General features: G+C 39.6%; 17 protein-coding genes. 9 read left to right on the forward strand and 8 right to left on the reverse strand.

Annotation, left to right across the window (positions count from 1 at the left end; genetic code table 11):
- Nucleotides 1-56 precede the first annotated feature (56 nt).
- The 5 genes from L0951_RS09140 to L0951_RS09160 all read right to left on the reverse strand — a co-directional run bounded on the left by L0951_RS09140 (nucleotide 57) and on the right by L0951_RS09160 (nucleotide 2,739).
- A complete protein-coding gene (locus L0951_RS09140; RefSeq protein ID WP_234110926.1) occupies nucleotides 57-353 on the reverse strand; it encodes a TM2 domain-containing protein in 297 nt (98 codons plus the stop codon).
- Nucleotides 354-402: 49 nt separating this feature from the next.
- On the reverse strand, nucleotides 403-924 hold the full coding sequence (locus tag L0951_RS09145; RefSeq protein WP_234110927.1) for a nitroreductase family protein: 522 nt from the start codon (nucleotides 922-924) through the stop codon (nucleotides 403-405).
- A gap of 21 nt (nucleotides 925-945) precedes the next feature.
- Nucleotides 946-1,395 carry a GreA/GreB family elongation factor gene (locus tag L0951_RS09150; protein WP_234110928.1) on the reverse strand — a complete coding sequence of 150 codons (450 nt, stop codon included), beginning with the start codon at nucleotides 1,393-1,395 and terminating at the stop codon, nucleotides 946-948.
- A gap of 97 nt (nucleotides 1,396-1,492) precedes the next feature.
- Nucleotides 1,493-2,230: a 23S rRNA (guanosine(2251)-2'-O)-methyltransferase RlmB gene (rlmB, locus tag L0951_RS09155; RefSeq protein ID WP_234110929.1), complete on the reverse strand. Its 738-nt coding sequence runs from the start codon at nucleotides 2,228-2,230 to the stop codon at nucleotides 1,493-1,495.
- Nucleotides 2,231-2,268: 38 nt separating this feature from the next.
- Nucleotides 2,269-2,739, reverse strand: a complete 471-nt coding sequence (locus tag L0951_RS09160; RefSeq protein WP_234110930.1) for a DinB family protein — start codon at nucleotides 2,737-2,739, stop codon at nucleotides 2,269-2,271.
- Nucleotides 2,740-3,009: 270 nt separating this feature from the next.
- On the opposite strand from L0951_RS09160, the gene L0951_RS09165 reads away from it, so the two are divergent.
- From L0951_RS09165 to L0951_RS09205, 9 genes are all read left to right on the forward strand, one after another.
- Nucleotides 3,010-4,014: an AAA family ATPase gene (locus tag L0951_RS09165; RefSeq protein WP_234110931.1), complete on the forward strand. Its 1,005-nt coding sequence runs from the start codon at nucleotides 3,010-3,012 to the stop codon at nucleotides 4,012-4,014.
- 165 nt (nucleotides 4,015-4,179) lie between these two features.
- Nucleotides 4,180-5,043, forward strand: a complete 864-nt coding sequence (locus L0951_RS09170) for a DUF58 domain-containing protein (RefSeq protein WP_234110932.1) — start codon at nucleotides 4,180-4,182, stop codon at nucleotides 5,041-5,043.
- Nucleotides 5,044-5,943, forward strand: a complete 900-nt coding sequence (locus L0951_RS09175; protein ID WP_234110933.1) for a BatD family protein — start codon at nucleotides 5,044-5,046, stop codon at nucleotides 5,941-5,943.
- Nucleotides 5,944-5,946: 3 nt separating this feature from the next.
- Nucleotides 5,947-6,951: a VWA domain-containing protein gene (locus L0951_RS09180; RefSeq protein WP_234110934.1), complete on the forward strand. Its 1,005-nt coding sequence runs from the start codon at nucleotides 5,947-5,949 to the stop codon at nucleotides 6,949-6,951.
- A 91-nt stretch (nucleotides 6,952-7,042) separates the two neighbouring features.
- A complete protein-coding gene (locus L0951_RS09185) occupies nucleotides 7,043-8,050 on the forward strand; it encodes a vWA domain-containing protein (RefSeq protein ID WP_234110935.1) in 1,008 nt (335 codons plus the stop codon).
- A 91-nt stretch (nucleotides 8,051-8,141) separates the two neighbouring features.
- Complete coding sequence (locus tag L0951_RS09190; protein ID WP_234110936.1) at nucleotides 8,142-8,885, forward strand: tetratricopeptide repeat protein; 744 nt, start codon at nucleotides 8,142-8,144, stop codon at nucleotides 8,883-8,885.
- Nucleotides 8,885-10,627 (forward strand): BatD family protein, encoded by a 1,743-nt coding sequence (locus tag L0951_RS09195; RefSeq protein WP_234110937.1) that lies wholly within the window; start codon nucleotides 8,885-8,887, stop codon nucleotides 10,625-10,627. The genes L0951_RS09190 and L0951_RS09195 overlap by 1 nt, the downstream gene beginning before the upstream one ends.
- A 44-nt stretch (nucleotides 10,628-10,671) precedes the next feature.
- Nucleotides 10,672-11,268, forward strand: a complete 597-nt coding sequence (locus L0951_RS09200) for a MarC family protein (RefSeq protein WP_234110938.1) — start codon at nucleotides 10,672-10,674, stop codon at nucleotides 11,266-11,268.
- Between the two features lie 11 nt (nucleotides 11,269-11,279).
- Entirely contained in the window at nucleotides 11,280-11,471 is a 192-nt protein-coding gene (locus L0951_RS09205) for a hypothetical protein (protein ID WP_234110939.1), read from the forward strand.
- Between the two features lie 53 nt (nucleotides 11,472-11,524).
- Here L0951_RS09205 and L0951_RS09210 read toward each other — a convergent pair whose 3' ends face one another.
- From L0951_RS09210 to L0951_RS09220, 3 genes are all read right to left on the reverse strand, one after another.
- Nucleotides 11,525-12,580, reverse strand: coding sequence for a diphosphomevalonate/mevalonate 3,5-bisphosphate decarboxylase family protein (locus L0951_RS09210; RefSeq protein WP_234110940.1), 1,056 nt, complete (start codon nucleotides 12,578-12,580; stop codon nucleotides 11,525-11,527).
- 121 nt (nucleotides 12,581-12,701) lie between these two features.
- On the reverse strand, nucleotides 12,702-14,462 hold the full coding sequence (locus L0951_RS09215; RefSeq protein WP_234110987.1) for an AMP-dependent synthetase/ligase: 1,761 nt from the start codon (nucleotides 14,460-14,462) through the stop codon (nucleotides 12,702-12,704).
- A gap of 46 nt (nucleotides 14,463-14,508) precedes the next feature.
- Nucleotides 14,509-15,516, reverse strand: a complete 1,008-nt coding sequence (locus L0951_RS09220; protein WP_234110941.1) for an NAD-dependent epimerase/dehydratase family protein — start codon at nucleotides 15,514-15,516, stop codon at nucleotides 14,509-14,511.
- Nucleotides 15,517-15,562 lie beyond the last annotated feature (46 nt).

The raw sequence follows: 15,562 nt of genomic DNA on the forward strand, positions 1-15,562 counted from the left end.
GTGTTTTAATATTTAAAAAACCAATTCCGGGTTCAATTCAAAAAAAACCGGTCGGTTTAGAACCAAGCCTTTTTGTTCTGCACATAAGTTTGGTCAAACTGTTCATCGCTCATTGTCAAATAAATGATTCCTTCGATAAAGGGTATAATCGTTGCCATTCCACAAGTCACAATATTCAAAACAATCTGGATGATTCCTTCGTTGATGTATCCCAGGTAAAACTTGTTCGCACCGAATGCACCAACTAAAATACCCAAAAGTCCTGCTGCGAGCTTTTTCTGGGATTTGTAGTTTGGGTTTTGGGAATTTTGATTTTGCTGTGATTGCGGATGATTATAGCCGTAAGTTTCCATAGTTTATGCCAATTTTATTTAGAAATAAGTCGGCAAACTGCGAAGAACGTTACAGTTCCGGTTTCAGTTTTCCCATGTAGAAAAGTCCGTAGCATTTTTGGTTTTCTTTTAATCCGAGAAAACCTCCAAGATAGCGAATCATCGCCGGAGTACTCCAATAGCATCCTATTCCGTTCACCGCACAAGTCAAATACATATTTTCTACGGCAGCTGCGGTGGAGGCAATTTCTTCCCACTCTGGAACTTTTCCGCTGAAATCGATGCAGATTGCAATTACCGTATCCGCCATGGATATTTTGTGCGGAATATCTTCAAATTTTTTAGCGATGAAAGTTTCAGGAGCCGTGGTTTCCTGATAGATTTTTGCAAGCTGATTTCCGAGCTGAACTTTTTCCTCACCCCGGAAAACCTTAAAACGGGCGGGATAGGTTTTTTTGTGGCTCGGAACATACTTCGTGGATTCCAAAATCTCAGACAGCACAGAATCTTCAATTTTTTCCGTGGAGTAATTTTGGGGAAAAGTACTTTTTCTACTTTGTAGAATTTCTTTTAATATTTTAGATTTATCCATTTTCTTATATTCAAGAATCAGTTACATCACAGATTCGATGGTCTGACTGATATTATTAAGGACGAAGGAATCCCCTGTTTTTTTCCCAAACATGATTTTCGCCATCGGACTTTCCTCGGAAATGGCGTAGAAGCGGTCTCCTTCAAAGAAAAACTCACCCAAGGAAACTGAAATGTAAAATCTCGCCTTGTTGGTGAAAACCACCGAACCGAGCTGCACCGTGTCAGTGGGCGTGTTTAAAACTCTGGTTAAATTGCTACGCAAATCGTTTAATGCAGCAAGTTGCTTCTGCATCTGGTAAATCTCTTCCTGCATTTCTTCACGAATCGAGTCATATTTCGGGGTTTTCTTCACTTCCCTACTCGCTTCAATGGTGAATTCTATAAACTTTTCAAGTTTTTTTATCTTGGTAATGATCGTATCGCGAACAAAATTGCGCACTTCATTTTTAAGTAACATATTCTTCTGCATAAGCCAAATTTTAAATAAAGATAAAAATCTTTTTTAATTTCTGGTTCACGCAGTGATGAATCGGATTATGACATTTCCGTTGTGAGTGAAACCCGATTCATCCTTGAAATCGCTGACGAACCGCTTCATACAAAATCGCGCCACACGCCACGGAAACATTCAGTGATTGGGTTTTTCCCTTAATCGGCAATTTAATTTTTTCGTCGGAATGGTGCAGCACCTCCTTAGAAATCCCCGTTTCTTCATTTCCCAACACCAAAGCACAAGGTTGGGAAAAATCCACATCATACACTAATTTTTGGGCTTTTTCTGTTGCTGCAAAAACCTGAACTCCAGACTGTTGAAGGAAATCAACGGCGTGTGCCAAGTTTTTCTCCTTGCAGATCTTAATGTTGTAAATCGCACCTGCCGAAGTTTTTATCGCATCTGAATTAATGGGCGACGCTCCTTTTTCCGGAATGATCACGGCATCAATCCCCACACATTCGGCAGTTCTGCAAATCGCACCGAAATTTCGAACATCAGTCAAACGGTCCAGAATCAATAGAAACGGGGTATTTCCTGCTTCAAAAATCTCAGGTAAAATATTTTCAATAGAATGAAATGGAACATCCGAAATAAAGGCCACCACTCCCTGGTGATTTTTCCGGGTAAACCGGTTCAGCTTCTCGATAGGAACGTAATTTGGTCGGATTTTGTGTTTGCTCAAAAGCGCTTTCAACTCTGCATAAATCGGACCCTGAAGAGCATTCTGCAAAAATATTTTGTCGATGGTTTTACCTGCCTCAATAGCTTCGATGACCGGGCGCAAACCAAATATAAAGTCGTCTTTCATAATTTTAAATGAAATAGGAATAATTAGTAATGAATAACTTAAAACTGTTCGCCTAATATAGCTCGTTTCTGCGCCATTGCATAACCAAAATGCAGGCTTTCATGCATATTGTTGAAAATAATAGCATCCTGGATATTTTTTAAATCCAAACCAAAACTCGTGGTATAAGGCGTGTACTCTGAAAAGAAATCGGCATCATAATCTTTCAGTAAAATTTTTGAAGTTTCGATGAGGAGAAATGCCAAATCATCTACTTCAGACTGCTGCACATTCAGGTTAGGAAGGGTACCTTTTTTATAGGTTTCAATCCAATATTTGTCAATTCTAAAAGGGTTTCCGCTGAGATAGTAACAAAGAAGCTGCTGGGTGGCAACGGCATGCGCGATGTTCCAGTAAATATTATTATTGAAACCATCCGGAATCAGCATCAAATCCTGCATGGAACAATTCTGCAAAATTTCCAGAAGGTTTTTTCGAACCTGTCGGTGCGCCTGAAAATGATAGTTCATTCTGAATAAATTAGTTTCCAAAGGTACGGAAAAAGATGGAAGCGCCGAGCCAAATGACAGAAGAGGCATTTTTGCAAAATTCAAAAATAAATCACAACAAATGCGAGATGCTCCGGTGAAGAAGCTTGCCTTCATTTGATCCGTGCCCTTCTTTGATTTTAAGTCTTCCAGCGCTCGCCTTTTAACAAACTTTAACTCACTGTTGGCATTAATTGTGTTGATTGGTGTCGGTATTTATTAGAAATTTACCGATTAAATCCAGAAGAAACTATGGCGGAACTACATCAAGCAGAAGATATCAGACAATTGACAGAAAAAGTAAAGGAGCTGAATTACTTTTTTTCGCTTTTAAAACAGGAGATCAACAAAGCAATCATCGGTCAGGAATACATGGTGGATCGCCTGTTGATTGGACTTTTAGGGAACGGTCACGTCTTACTGGAAGGCGTGCCTGGATTAGCAAAAACATTAGCAATCAGAACTTTGGCAGATGCGGTACACGGCGATTTCTCCAGAATTCAGTTTACCCCCGATCTTCTTCCTGCCGATGTGGTGGGAACCATGATGTATAACATTAAAGACAATGATTTCTCCATTAAGCGAGGACCGATTTTTGCCAATTTTGTTTTAGCAGATGAAATCAATAGGGCTCCATCGAAAGTGCAGTCTGCACTATTGGAAGCAATGCAGGAAAAGCAAGTGACCATCGGTGACGAAACCATGCAGCTTCCTAAACCCTTCCTCGTTTTGGCGACGCAAAACCCGATCGACCAGGAAGGGACCTACCTTTTGCCAGAAGCACAAAGCGACCGTTTCATGCTGAAATGCACCATCACTTATCCCGAATTCGAGGACGAAAGAAAGATCATGCAAATGGTTGCCACCTCGCACCAACCGGAGATCCGCTCCGTCATTTCTATGCAGAATGTTTTGGATGCGAAGGAGCTCATCAACCAAATTTATGTGGACGAAAAAATTGAGAAATATATTCTAGATATGGTTTTCGCGACACGTTTCCCTGAAAAATACGGACTTTCTGAACTTAAAAATTATTTGAGTTTTGGTGCTTCGCCTAGAGCTTCTATTAATTTGGCGATCGCATCCAGAGCTTTAGCATTTTTGAAAAACCGTGCGTTTGTGATTCCGGAAGATGTGAAAGAAATCGCCAAAGATGTCCTTCGGCATAGAATCGGTCTGAGTTTCGAGGCAGAAGCGGAAGAAATCACCGCAGACGAAATCGTGAATAAAATTCTGGGGAAAATCCAGGCACCTTGATTAACGTAACAATGAGAAAATGTAAGAATAGACCCATTTTGTACTCCGAATCATTTTTCCCCAGAGATTTTTTTCTGGAATGATCAATCTGCAAAATCAAAAATTTTCGCATTTTCATATTGATAAATTGCTACCTTGATAAATTATTAAACTGCTGCATTAAAATTGGAAATTAAAGACATTATCAAAAAAGTCAAGCAGATTGAAATCCGTACTAAAAAAAAGACGGAATCCACTTTGATGGGGCAATATCACAGCGCCTTCAAAGGACAGGGAATGACTTTCTCAGAGGTTAGAAGGTATCAGTTTGGTGACGACATCCGTAGAATCGATTGGAACAAAACCGCCCGGTTCAGGGAACCTTTTGTGAAACTGATGGAAGAAGAGCGTGAACTGACACTGATGCTTCTGGTGGATATTTCCGCATCTATGGATTATGGCACAAAAAATCAGTTAAAAAGAGAATATGTAGCCGAAATCTGCGCAAGTCTGGGATTTTCCGCCACGGGAAATAACGATAAAGTAGGATTAATTCTTTTTGCGGACAAAGTCTATAAAGTGATTCCGCCCCAAAAAGGAAAAAAACATATCTTGGCGATGCTCAGCACCATTTTGAGTGCGGACTACATCCCTGCCGAATCAAATATAGATGAAGCTTTGCAATTGATGATGAGTGTCTTTAAGAGGAAATCAATGGTTTTTTTGTTTTCAGATTTTGAGGATGAATATGACTTGAAAATTTTGAGGGTTGCCTCTAAAAAGCACCAATTGCTGGGGATGAGAATTTTTGACGATAAAGACAACGAGATTCCGGATATCGGTTATGCACTTTTTCGGGACGCAGAAACCGGAAAACAAGTTTGGGCAAACACCTCCAGCGCAAGATGGCGCTATCATTTTGCTGAAAATCAAAAACAGAAAATTAGAAAAGTCACAGAAGATTTTGAGAATTCCTCGGCAACATTCATGAATGTGAATACCGCGGATGATTATTCCAAGCACCTTTACCAATATTTTAGAAAAAGATAGATGTTCAAAAAAACATTTTTAATCATAATAACTTTACTCAGTACTTTAGTTCAATCGCAAATACTGGGCTCCAGACTTGATAAGAAGACTTTGGCTTTGGGAGAAGTCGGAGTTTTCGAGATCAACATTACCAATCTTCAGGGAAAAGACGTGGTTTCTGCGCCGAAGAACGAATTGCTCCCATTCCACTTCGAAGAGGTGAAAGACAGCATCAGTAAACAGCAGAATTCATATGAAAGAATCATCGAATTTCAGGTATTTGAGGAAGGTAAATTTAAAATTCCCGCGCTGGATTTCAAAATTGGCGGACAGATTTACCACACCATTCCCTACGAAGTGGAGGTAGTGAACACCGCCCAAAAAGGTGATCAGATCAATGACATCATGAAAAACAAAGAGATCCCTCTTGATGTTCAGGATTATTGGCAACTTTACAAATGGTACATCCTGGGAATTTTAACATTATTCGCAATAATTTTCGTCATCTGGCAAATTCTGAAATATCTCAAGCGACGAAAAAACTCGCCCATTGTAATGACTAACCAGACTTTGCGAGAGTTAGAGGGTCTGAAAAAGAAAAAATATATCGAATCCGGAAATTACCGTTCGTTTTATGTGGAACTCATCGATATTTCGAGAAACTTTCTCGCCAAGCAGTACCGGATTCCGGCGGATGTTTTGCTCACTGATGATCTTATAGACGTATTGAAAACCAACAATACCATTTCCAAAGAAAACGAGAAAGTCGTGGAAGAAGTCTTTCTGCGAAGTGACTTGGTGAAATTTGCCAAAACATTTCCGGACGAGCCGACCATGTCAAAAGATTTCGAAGATATCCGTGCTTTCGTAAAAAGATCCTCTAAAGATTTGGAAGCCGAACATTTAAGAACAGGAGTATAAATTATGGAGACCGTCTTTCCCAATTTCGAGTTTTACAGTCCGTGGTTACTGATGCTGTTTTTGGCGTTTATTCCGCTTTTGATTTTCGATCTTAAAAATAAGAAACGAACCGGAATCAAAGTTCCTTCCACCAGTAACATGGGAGAAAGCAAAGGAATCCTGTTTGTTCTATTTCTGCTGAAAATATCGAAATACATTATCTTATCGGCATTGATCATCGCGATTGCGCGTCCCAGAACTTTCACGATTTCTCAAAACAGTGACGACTCAAAGGGAATAGACATCATGCTTTCTGTGGATGTTTCCCTCAGTATGTTGGCTAAAGATTTGGAACCGGATCGATTGACCGCATTGAAAAAAATTGCAAAAAATTTCGTGATGCAAAGACCCGCCGACAGAATTGGTCTTGTGGCTTATTCCGGCGAAGCTTTCACGAAAGTTCCCGTCACCTCCGATCATGCCGTTATTTTAGATGAACTCGATAACCTAAACACTTTGGAACTGCAACCCGGAACCGCAATCGGCGAAGGACTATCAGTGGCAGTGAGCCATTTGAAAAACTCAAAAGCAAAATCAAAAATCATTATTTTAATGACGGACGGCGTCAATACGATCGAAAATGCAATGCCACCTCAAGTCGGCGCACAACTCGCCAAGGCAAACGGAATAAAAGTGTACTCGATTGGAATTGGCACCAACGGATATGCGTTAATGCCTACAAATATTGATATTTTTGGAGATTTGATATTCAATGAGGTGGAAGTCAAAATTGACGAACCCGTTCTGAGAGAAATTGCACAAACTACAGGTGGAAAATACTTTAGGGCAACTTCGGTGCAAAGTCTGGAAGAAGTGTACAACGAAATCAATCAACTCGAAAAATCAGAGCTGAAAACTTCAAAATTATATAATTATCAGGAATATTTCAGAACGTTTTTGTGGATTGCGCTCGGTGTTTTGTTGCTGGATGCGCTTTTGAGATGGGTTTTTTATAAGTTCCTGAACTAATAAACGATGTCTGAGCGAAGACAGAGTGATTTGTTGATTTAAACTTGAAATCAAACAATCTCAAATAACTTTAAACTATAAACAAAATTTTGTGAATTGGTATTTAGGAAATAATTGGTATCTATTGCTGCTGTTGCTTTTGCCGCTGCTCGGATTGATCATGTTCGCTTATGCGAAGTGGAAAATCAAGAGGAAAAACGTTTTTGCCGAGTCCAAATTTCAGGAGCAACTTTTCGAGAAAAAATCTCGGTTTTCAAAAATTTTACCGATACTCTATTTAATCGCGACCTTATTCCTGATCCTTTCCATCGTAGATGTCCTGAGCGGATCCGAAGAAATAGAATCCAGACAAAAAATGAACAACGTGATTTTCTTGCTCGATGTTTCCAACTCCATGAATGCACAGGACATCAATCCCAACCGACTGGACATGGCAAAAAACATCATGGTTCAAACCATGGCCAAAATGAAGAACGACAAAGTCGGAATTGTGGTTTTCGCAGGTGAAGCATCTTCCATCATGCCTTTGACGACCGATTTCACCGCAGCCGAAACATATATTGGCGGAATTGAAACCAATGTGATGAAAATTCAGGGAACCGACTTTCTGAACGGGATAAAGACCGTAGCCGAAAAATTCAAAAACGTGGCAAAAGGTTCCAGAAAAGTCGTTTTACTGAGTGATGGTGAAGATAATGAAGGAAATGAAAAAGCAGCGATCCGACTGGCAAAGAAAGAAGGCATTTCGGTAGTAAGTGTGGGAATCGGAACCGAGGAAGGCGCACCAATTCCGGAATATGTTTTCGGTCAATTGATGGGCTATAAAACCGATCGGAACGGACAAACCGTGATCTCTAAAAGACAAATTAATGCGTTGCAAAATATCGCTCAGGAAACCGGCGGAACTTATGTGGACGGAAATAATCTGGACAGTGCAACCGCTCAAATCATCGAAGGATTAAAGAAAACTTCCACGTCTTCAGAAAGTGTGGTGAAATCCCAAAATTCCATTCATTATTACCAATATCTTCTGGGCATTTCCCTCTTTTTCTTTCTGTTAATTTTTTTGCTTAATCCAAAGAGGGAATTCAACCTTTAAATGCATATCAGCGTATTTTCACCCCCATTTTAACCGAAATTTAACAATTCCTCATTACCTCCTTAACAATTAAAGGAATAATTTTGCAGTAATGAACACGAATGTTATTTTTTCGGCAATTCTTGCAATTGCAGGTTTTATTTTTACATCAGCTCAGGAAAATTACAATACCCTTATTTATGAGGGAAACCAGCAGTTTGATAAAAAAAACTACGAATCTGCTTCCTCTAAATTTATGAATGCCGCAAAATTGAACGATAAGGATTTTACCGGACATTACAATCTAGGAAATTCGCTGTACAAAAGCGGCAAATTCGAAGAAGCCAGAGCAGAATTCGAAAAAGCTGAAAAACTTTCAACCACTATTGCGGACAAAAAAGCAGCCCTATATAATTTGGGGAATGCCTATATGCAGAAAAATGATTCCAAGAAAGCAGCTGAACTCTTCAAACAGGCTTTGAAGCAGGATCCATACAACGAAACCATCCGAAAAAATTACGAAATTGCGATGCTGAAAGAAAAAGAAAAACAGCAGCAAAAAGACCAAAAAAACAATTCCGGTGGAGGTGGTGGAAATGACCAGAATAAAGACCAGAACAAAGGAAATGACCAAGGAAATACTCCAAAGCAGGAACAGGGAAATGGTCAGCAGGGAAAAGAAAACGGTACGGGAAACGACCCGAACCGAAACCAGCCTAATAACGAAAACCAAATGCCAAAAGACCTGGAAAACTCCATCCTGAACCGGGTTGAAAATAAAGAACGTGAAACCGCAAAGCGGATACTCAACAAAAACTCCTATTCTATGCCCCAAAGCAATGAAAAGGATTGGTGATGAAAAAGAAAATTCCATTCATATTGTCTTTATTCTCCGTGCTTTTAGCTTACGGACAGGTCACACTGGCTGTTTCGGAAGTAAAAGAGGCCAAAATGAACCAACGGTTCAAACTGACGGTTTTGTTGGAAATCAGCGGTGAAAATATGATGCAGGAAACGCCGCTGAGAATGCCCGATTTATCTAAATTTGACATTATCGGAACTGCTTCAGATCAAAATACCGTGGTACTGGATGCAAAAAAAGGGGATGCGGTGAACCAAATGGTTTACCAACTGGTATTGAGTCCGAAACAAGCAGGGAAGATCAAATTCGGCTCCGTTTTGGTGACGGTCAACGGAAAAATATACAAAACCGAACCTTTCGACATCAACGTCCGTGAACAGGAAAAAAAATCTTCCATGGCGGTAAACACGGATACCGATGACATTTATCTGAATCTCGAAATCCAGGATCGCGAAGTTTATAAAAACGAATCCACTATTGCAGTTCTGCGAGCTTACAGCAAAGATTACGGAAGTTTCAGAAAAGTGGGCAACATACAGATTCCGCGGCAGCGAAATGCAAATTTCAGGACCGTAAGTTTTGCAAAGTCTGAAATCGAAACCTCGGCTGGTATGAATTCGCAGGTAATCGCGGTGTTCATGGTGTTCCCATCGGAATCCGGAAATGTAGAGATCAACCCTATTGCAGCATCTGTTTCCAATGCTGACAAAGTTGAAAAGATCAAATCCAATACTGTTCGCCTTAATGTAAAAAAACTACCCGGTGGAATGCCCGAGAACTTCAAAAATGCAGTCGGCAACTTTGAGGTATCTGTAGTCAACAAGAATGATTCGGAACACTCTGAAATTGACAAAGCTGTCATGGTTTCGTTAAAAGTTTCCGGAGTAGGTAATTTCGAGTCACTGCATTTGCCAAAAATCCAGGAATCAAACAATTATATTTCATATCCTCCCAAAATCAGCAGCAAAACCGTTGCAAGCCGCAATGGCTTACACGGATCTGTCACGGCGGATTATGTGGTGGTTCCAAAAAAAGCGGGTCCACTTTCGATTACATTTGAAGACTTTTCTTTTTTTGATCCTACGGAAGAAAAATATGTGGATTTAGGTGCAAAATCGATCACCCTGGATGTGAAAACCCCACAAGAAATAGCGAATGCGAAATCCACCTTGGAAAAAGTGAACGATTACACAAACACCGTTCTGGAAACCGTAAACACACCAGTTCTGCAAACCCAGAATCTGAAAATAAAAGACACCGAAAAAAACAAGATCAACTGGAATATTGTTTTTGCAAATATGGCTTTGCTTTTTGGGTTTGTTTCGCTGCTTTTCGTGGTCCTTAAAAAAAGAGGAAAACGAAAATTGCAACCTCAAATAGCCAGTAAAAATTTTGTTTCCATCGCAGAAACAGAAGATCTGATCAGAGAAAATTTAGGGAACCGCTTTGAGGAAAATATCGAATATCTAAAAAAATTAAAAGAAAATAATGATTTCGAAAAGTTCTTCACCGCATATGAAGACCTTAAAAATGAAACCAAAAAAGCGAATTCTCTCACAACGGAATCAGAATTCAATCAGTTCATCGAACAATCAAAAGGGCAATTGTTAGCTGAAAAATACAGGGCACTTTCGGAGCAAATCCAGTTTGAAAAATACGCCCCCGTTCCTTCTGAAGAAAGTTTGGATGAACTTCTCAATACCATTATTGCGGTTTATTCAGAGATTAACAAATAATCAATTATTTTTTATATTTTTGTCAAATTATTAATTTGAAAAAAATGTTTGAATTTTTCTCCATTAAAGAAACACTTACTACTGCGATGGTTTTGTTTGCGGTGATAGACATCGTGGGATCACTTCCTGTAATCGTCGGCTTAAAACAAAAGTTTGGAAAAATAGAGTCTGAAAGAGCAGCGATCGTAGCAGGTGCATTAATGCTTGCATTTCTTTTCATCGGAAACAAAATCCTGAAATTCATCGGGGTAGATGTATATTCATTTGCCATTGCCGGTGCTTTGGTCATCTTCATTATCGCTTTGGAAATGATTTTGGGAATTGAAATCCACAAACACACCGAGGCAAAAGCAGCATCCATAGTTCCCATCGCGTTTCCACTGGTGGCAGGTGCGGGAACTTTGACCACGTTACTTTCGCTTCGTGCCAATTATCATGATATCAATATTATTTCCGCTATACTTCTGAATACGCTATTTGTTTATCTGGTTTTAAAATCAGCAAACTGGCTCGAAAGGAAATTAGGTCCCACGACACTTCAGATATTACAAAAAGTTTTCGGAATTGTGCTTCTGGCGATTGCCATTAAATTATTTACCGCTAACTTTGCGCAGTTATTTACAACGTACGTGAAATTCTAAACCAGGCAAAAATGCAGCGATTTTATAAAATATTCCTAGCTCTTTTCATCATTTTCATCGGCTTTAACCTTTATGTAATCGAATGGGACTTAGGATTTTGGCATGAAGAAAACGCCAAATACATCCTTTCACTTTCTGCAGGAATTTTGGGAGTGGTCATTATTTTTGTGCTCCACTATATGAGCAAATTGGTGAGAAAGTAGAATGATTAGCTTAAGGTTTCAAAGGATCAGATACCCGCAAAGCAAATCCAGCTCTAAAACCTCATCTCATCCTTCACTACTCCTCCATTTTGGGTATGTTGCAACAATTCTTTCACAATAAATTCGCGGATTTTGTCCGCATCGGAATTTTCGGGAAAAAGCAAATGCACATTCGCACCTGCATCTAAAGTAAAGAACAAGTTCAGTCTGGTCTCCTTTCGGAAATTCCAGATTTTGTGGATGACATCCAAAGTGCCCGTTTTCATTAAGATAAACGCCGGTTCACTCATCATCATCATCGCGTGAAGCGTCAATGCTTCATGTTCAACGAGTCGGATGAACCTGGAAATTTCGCCGGTTTTCAGAATTTCTCTTAATGAAAAAAAGTTTTCATGTGCTTCCTGGAACCTTCTTTCCGCATACGGATTGGTTTTCATCAAACCATGTCCCACCGTGGAACTCACCGATTTTTCACCTTCGTGAATCAATAAAACCCAATCATTGAAATTCTTGAAAACAGAATGAATTTCATCAGTAGGATAAGGAACCGCAAAAAGGTCCGAACTTCCGGGAACTTCTTGGGTTTCGCCCCAAACAACAAGTCCGCCATACAGACTTCTGCATGCGCTTCCGCTTCCCAATCGAGCGAGGAAACTAGCTTTTTTTAACGTAAAGTCTTTCTCTAACTTTCCCGAAAACTCTTCATCCAGATTCATCAGACATTTTGCGATGGCGCCGAAACCTGATGCTGAACTGGCAATTCCCGAACTGTGCGGAAATGTATTTTCGGTTTTAATAACGTATCTGCCTTTTAAAATCCAGGGCAAAAATGGCTCAATGTCTTTAAAATATTTCTCGATTTTTTCGGCAAACTTCTTTTCTTCATTTCCGCCGAGAAAAGTCTGGACAGAAAATTTTTCATCTGCCACAAACTCCAGTGCAGTATTGGTTCTGCAGTGGTTTAAAGTGTAACTAATACTTGGATTTGCCGGGATCTGGCTTTCGTATTTTCCCCAATATTTGATGAGGGCGATGTTTGACGGACAACTCGCTGAAACGGTTTGCGCTGAAATATTGAAATTGGGATTTCCTAAAAATTCGTTTACCATAATTATTATTTAACACAGAGGAAAAAGAGTTTCATAATGTACTTGGAATTCGGTTCTAAAATGAATGCGGATAAATTGAGATTTGACTGCCTTCGACGGTCGGACCATTCTTGACCTGTACTTACGAATACATTTTATCAATTAAACCAACATATTTCGCCAAAACCACATTTCGTTTGACTTTCAAAGTAGGGGTAATTTCACCCGTGGTGATTTCAAATTCTGCCGGCATCAAAACGAATTTTTTCACTTTTTCAAAACCGGAAAGCTGTTTTTGGATTTCGTCAATTTTTTGATGATAAAAATCCCTGATTTTATCTGATTTTACTATTTCTTCCCAATTGGTGAACGGAATATTCAGTTTTGGCAACTGCTCTTTTAACGCTTCGAAATTAGGAATAATCAATGCGGTGACAAAAGGTTTTCCCTCTGCAATCACCATGGCTTGAGTGATGAAATTATTATTGGACAAAAGATTTTCAATCGGTTGTGGTGCGACGTATTTCCCGTTCGAAGTCTTCATCAAATCCTTAATTCTATCAGTAATTACGAGATTTCCATTTTCGTCAAATTTTCCGGCATCCCCGGTTTTGAACCAACCATCCTCGGTGAAAACTTCAGCGGTTTCACTTGGTTTTTTATAGTAACCTTGCATGATTCCGCTTCCTTTAGCCTGGATTTCATCGTTTTCGCCGATCCTGATTTTGGTGTCACCCAAAGTAACTCCCGCTGTACCGTGTTCATAATTCCGGAACGGAAAAGCAGTCAAAGTAGCAGTGGTTTCTGTCAATCCATAACCCACGGTAATGTGGATTCCCATGGAGTCAAAAAATCTGGTCACTTCAGAAGAAATCGATGCACCTCCGCACGGCATGAACCAAAGGTTTCCACCCATTTTGTTCTTGATCTTTTTGAAAACTAAAATATTGGCGATATTATTTTTCAGTTTTAAGGAAAATGAAACGGATTTCCCGGTCCGTTTTAACTCGGCAACCTCACCACCGATTTTCATCGCCCAGTTGAAAATCTTCCTTTTGGACTCAGAACCTTCTGAAACCATTTCCTGAATTCCCGCATAGATTTTTTGGTAGAATCTCGGAACGGAGCACATCATGGTCGGTTTCACTTCCGTCAAGGTACTCGCAATGAGTTTGGTATTTTCCAGAAAAGATACTTTTGCGCCACCATACAGGCAAAGCAAAGTCCAGCTTCTTTCAAAAACGTGTGTCAATGGCAAAAATGCGAGAGAATGTTCGTTTTCAAAATTTTTAAATTGAAAGAAATCAAAGTGTGCATCAAAACATTTATGGAAATTCCCATGAGTCAGCATCACGCCTTTCGGAACGCCGGTTGTTCCTGAAGTATAAATAATAGTGGCTAAATCTTCATCATTCTTTTCCACAATATCCAGATATTCTCCGCTTTTTTTGATGAAATCTTCCAGATATTGTGAATTTTCCTTTTTGATCCAAACCGATTTTTTAGCAACGATGATTTGCTTCAGCACTTTGCTTTTGCCCAAAAGTTCAAACGCGGCGTCATATTGTTCCTGATTACCGACCAAAATAATTTTTGACTCGGAATCTTCGAGAATATATTCTGCCTGTTCCAGGTTGTTCGTGGAATAGATGGGAACCGTGACCGCACCGATCGAGAGCACCGCCAAATCGAAAATAATCCACTCCGCAGAATTGTCGGAATAAATCGCAACCTTATCATTTTCATTGATTCCGGCAGCTTTCAGGGCATTTGCAGTCTTGAAAACTATCCGCCGCAAATTCGTCCAGTTGAGTTCCTTCCATTCCTCCTTTTTCTTGAAACCGATGGCGGGTTTTAGGGGAAATTTCTGAGTATTATCGTTAAGGAAATGAGTGATATTCATAATATATTGAGACGAATGAAGTGAATTACCGAAAGAAAGATATGTATTAATTCTTTCTTTGGTCATTTAAATAATTATTCAGATGGAAATCGAGGCTTTCTTCGACAGGAAGAAATTCAAACCCGAGTTTTTCCTTTATTTTTTGATTTGAAATCTTATTGAAAGTCGTCACCGATTCGATATTTACTTTATTGGCTATTCTTAAAGGTGGAAGCAGCCATCCTAAAAAAAGATTCAAAACCTGGCCGACTTGCAACACTGATTTTGCAATCACTTTCGGTGCGGGTTTTCCCAATTTTTTTCGGACAAAATCCGTCATTTGCTGATAGCTCTTATTTTCGGAAATCAAGATAAATCTTTCGCCGAAAATATTTTTATCCATCAAATCCACCGAAATTTTCGCCACATCACGAACATCCACGTAGGATGTGCCGCCGGAAAAAGTGAGGCCTTTGGAAAAATTCTTGAAAATCAATCCGCTGCTTTCGTTCCAATTTCCACTTCCGATGATGATTCCGGGATTGATGATGACCACCTTCAAACCTTCCGCAGCGGCGCGCCAAACTTCCATTTCCGAAAAATGTTTAGAAACCGCATATGGCGAATGATCCAGCTTGGGATTGTAGTCGGAGTTTTCATCCATTTCCCCATTTTCGTTAAGTCCATCCAAAACTGCGATAGAGCTCACAAAACAGAATTTTTTCACCGAAGAATTCTCACACGCATACAGGAGGTTTCTTGTTCCCTCAATATTGGTATGATACATTTTTTTACTGGAACTGGGATGGAAACTGACTTTCGCGGCGCAGTGATAAACTTCCACAATGTCATTCAAAACCGTTCTCAGAGAATCGATATCGTCAAAATCCACATCAACCCATTCAATCCGGTTGAAAAATTCATTGGGATTTTCGGTATAAAACTTTAAGGAATTGCAGACTTCGTCAAGGTTACTGAACTTTCTTTTGGTGGCGCGCACGGATTTTCCGCGTTTGAGAAGCTCCAAAACGATGACTCTTCCAAGGATTCCTGTGGCGCCAGTTACTAAAACCATGATTGATGAATGATAATTTACAAAAATACGCTTTAATTGTGCGTTT

The sequence above is a fragment of the Chryseobacterium sp. R2A-55 genome, assembly GCF_021401085.1.
GTDB lineage: Bacteria > Bacteroidota > Bacteroidia > Flavobacteriales > Weeksellaceae > Kaistella.

Bases quoted from the DNA above. Each gene is read 5' to 3' on its own strand.
- L0951_RS09145 (WP_234110927.1), bottom strand. From the start codon at position 924: ATGGATAAATCTAAAATATTAAAAGAAATTCTACAAAGTAGAAAAAGT.
- L0951_RS09200 (WP_234110938.1), top strand. From the start codon at position 10,672: ATGTTTGAATTTTTCTCCATTAAAGAAACACTTACTACTGCGATGGTT.
- rlmB (WP_234110929.1), bottom strand. From the start codon at position 2,230: ATGAAAGACGACTTTATATTTGGTTTGCGCCCGGTCATCGAAGCTATT.
- L0951_RS09195 (WP_234110937.1), top strand. From the start codon at position 8,885: ATGAAAAAGAAAATTCCATTCATATTGTCTTTATTCTCCGTGCTTTTA.
- L0951_RS09220 (WP_234110941.1), bottom strand. From the start codon at position 15,516: ATGGTTTTAGTAACTGGCGCCACAGGAATCCTTGGAAGAGTCATCGTT.
- L0951_RS09150 (WP_234110928.1), bottom strand. From the start codon at position 1,395: ATGCAGAAGAATATGTTACTTAAAAATGAAGTGCGCAATTTTGTTCGC.
- L0951_RS09140 (WP_234110926.1), bottom strand. From the start codon at position 353: ATGGAAACTTACGGCTATAATCATCCGCAATCACAGCAAAATCAAAAT.
- L0951_RS09190 (WP_234110936.1), top strand. From the start codon at position 8,142: ATGAACACGAATGTTATTTTTTCGGCAATTCTTGCAATTGCAGGTTTT.
- L0951_RS09180 (WP_234110934.1), top strand. From the start codon at position 5,947: ATGGAGACCGTCTTTCCCAATTTCGAGTTTTACAGTCCGTGGTTACTG.
- L0951_RS09215 (WP_234110987.1), bottom strand. From the start codon at position 14,462: ATGAATATCACTCATTTCCTTAACGATAATACTCAGAAATTTCCCCTA.
- L0951_RS09165 (WP_234110931.1), top strand. From the start codon at position 3,010: ATGGCGGAACTACATCAAGCAGAAGATATCAGACAATTGACAGAAAAA.
- L0951_RS09175 (WP_234110933.1), top strand. From the start codon at position 5,044: ATGTTCAAAAAAACATTTTTAATCATAATAACTTTACTCAGTACTTTA.
- L0951_RS09205 (WP_234110939.1), top strand. From the start codon at position 11,280: ATGCAGCGATTTTATAAAATATTCCTAGCTCTTTTCATCATTTTCATC.
- L0951_RS09160 (WP_234110930.1), bottom strand. From the start codon at position 2,739: ATGAACTATCATTTTCAGGCGCACCGACAGGTTCGAAAAAACCTTCTG.
- L0951_RS09210 (WP_234110940.1), bottom strand. From the start codon at position 12,580: ATGGTAAACGAATTTTTAGGAAATCCCAATTTCAATATTTCAGCGCAA.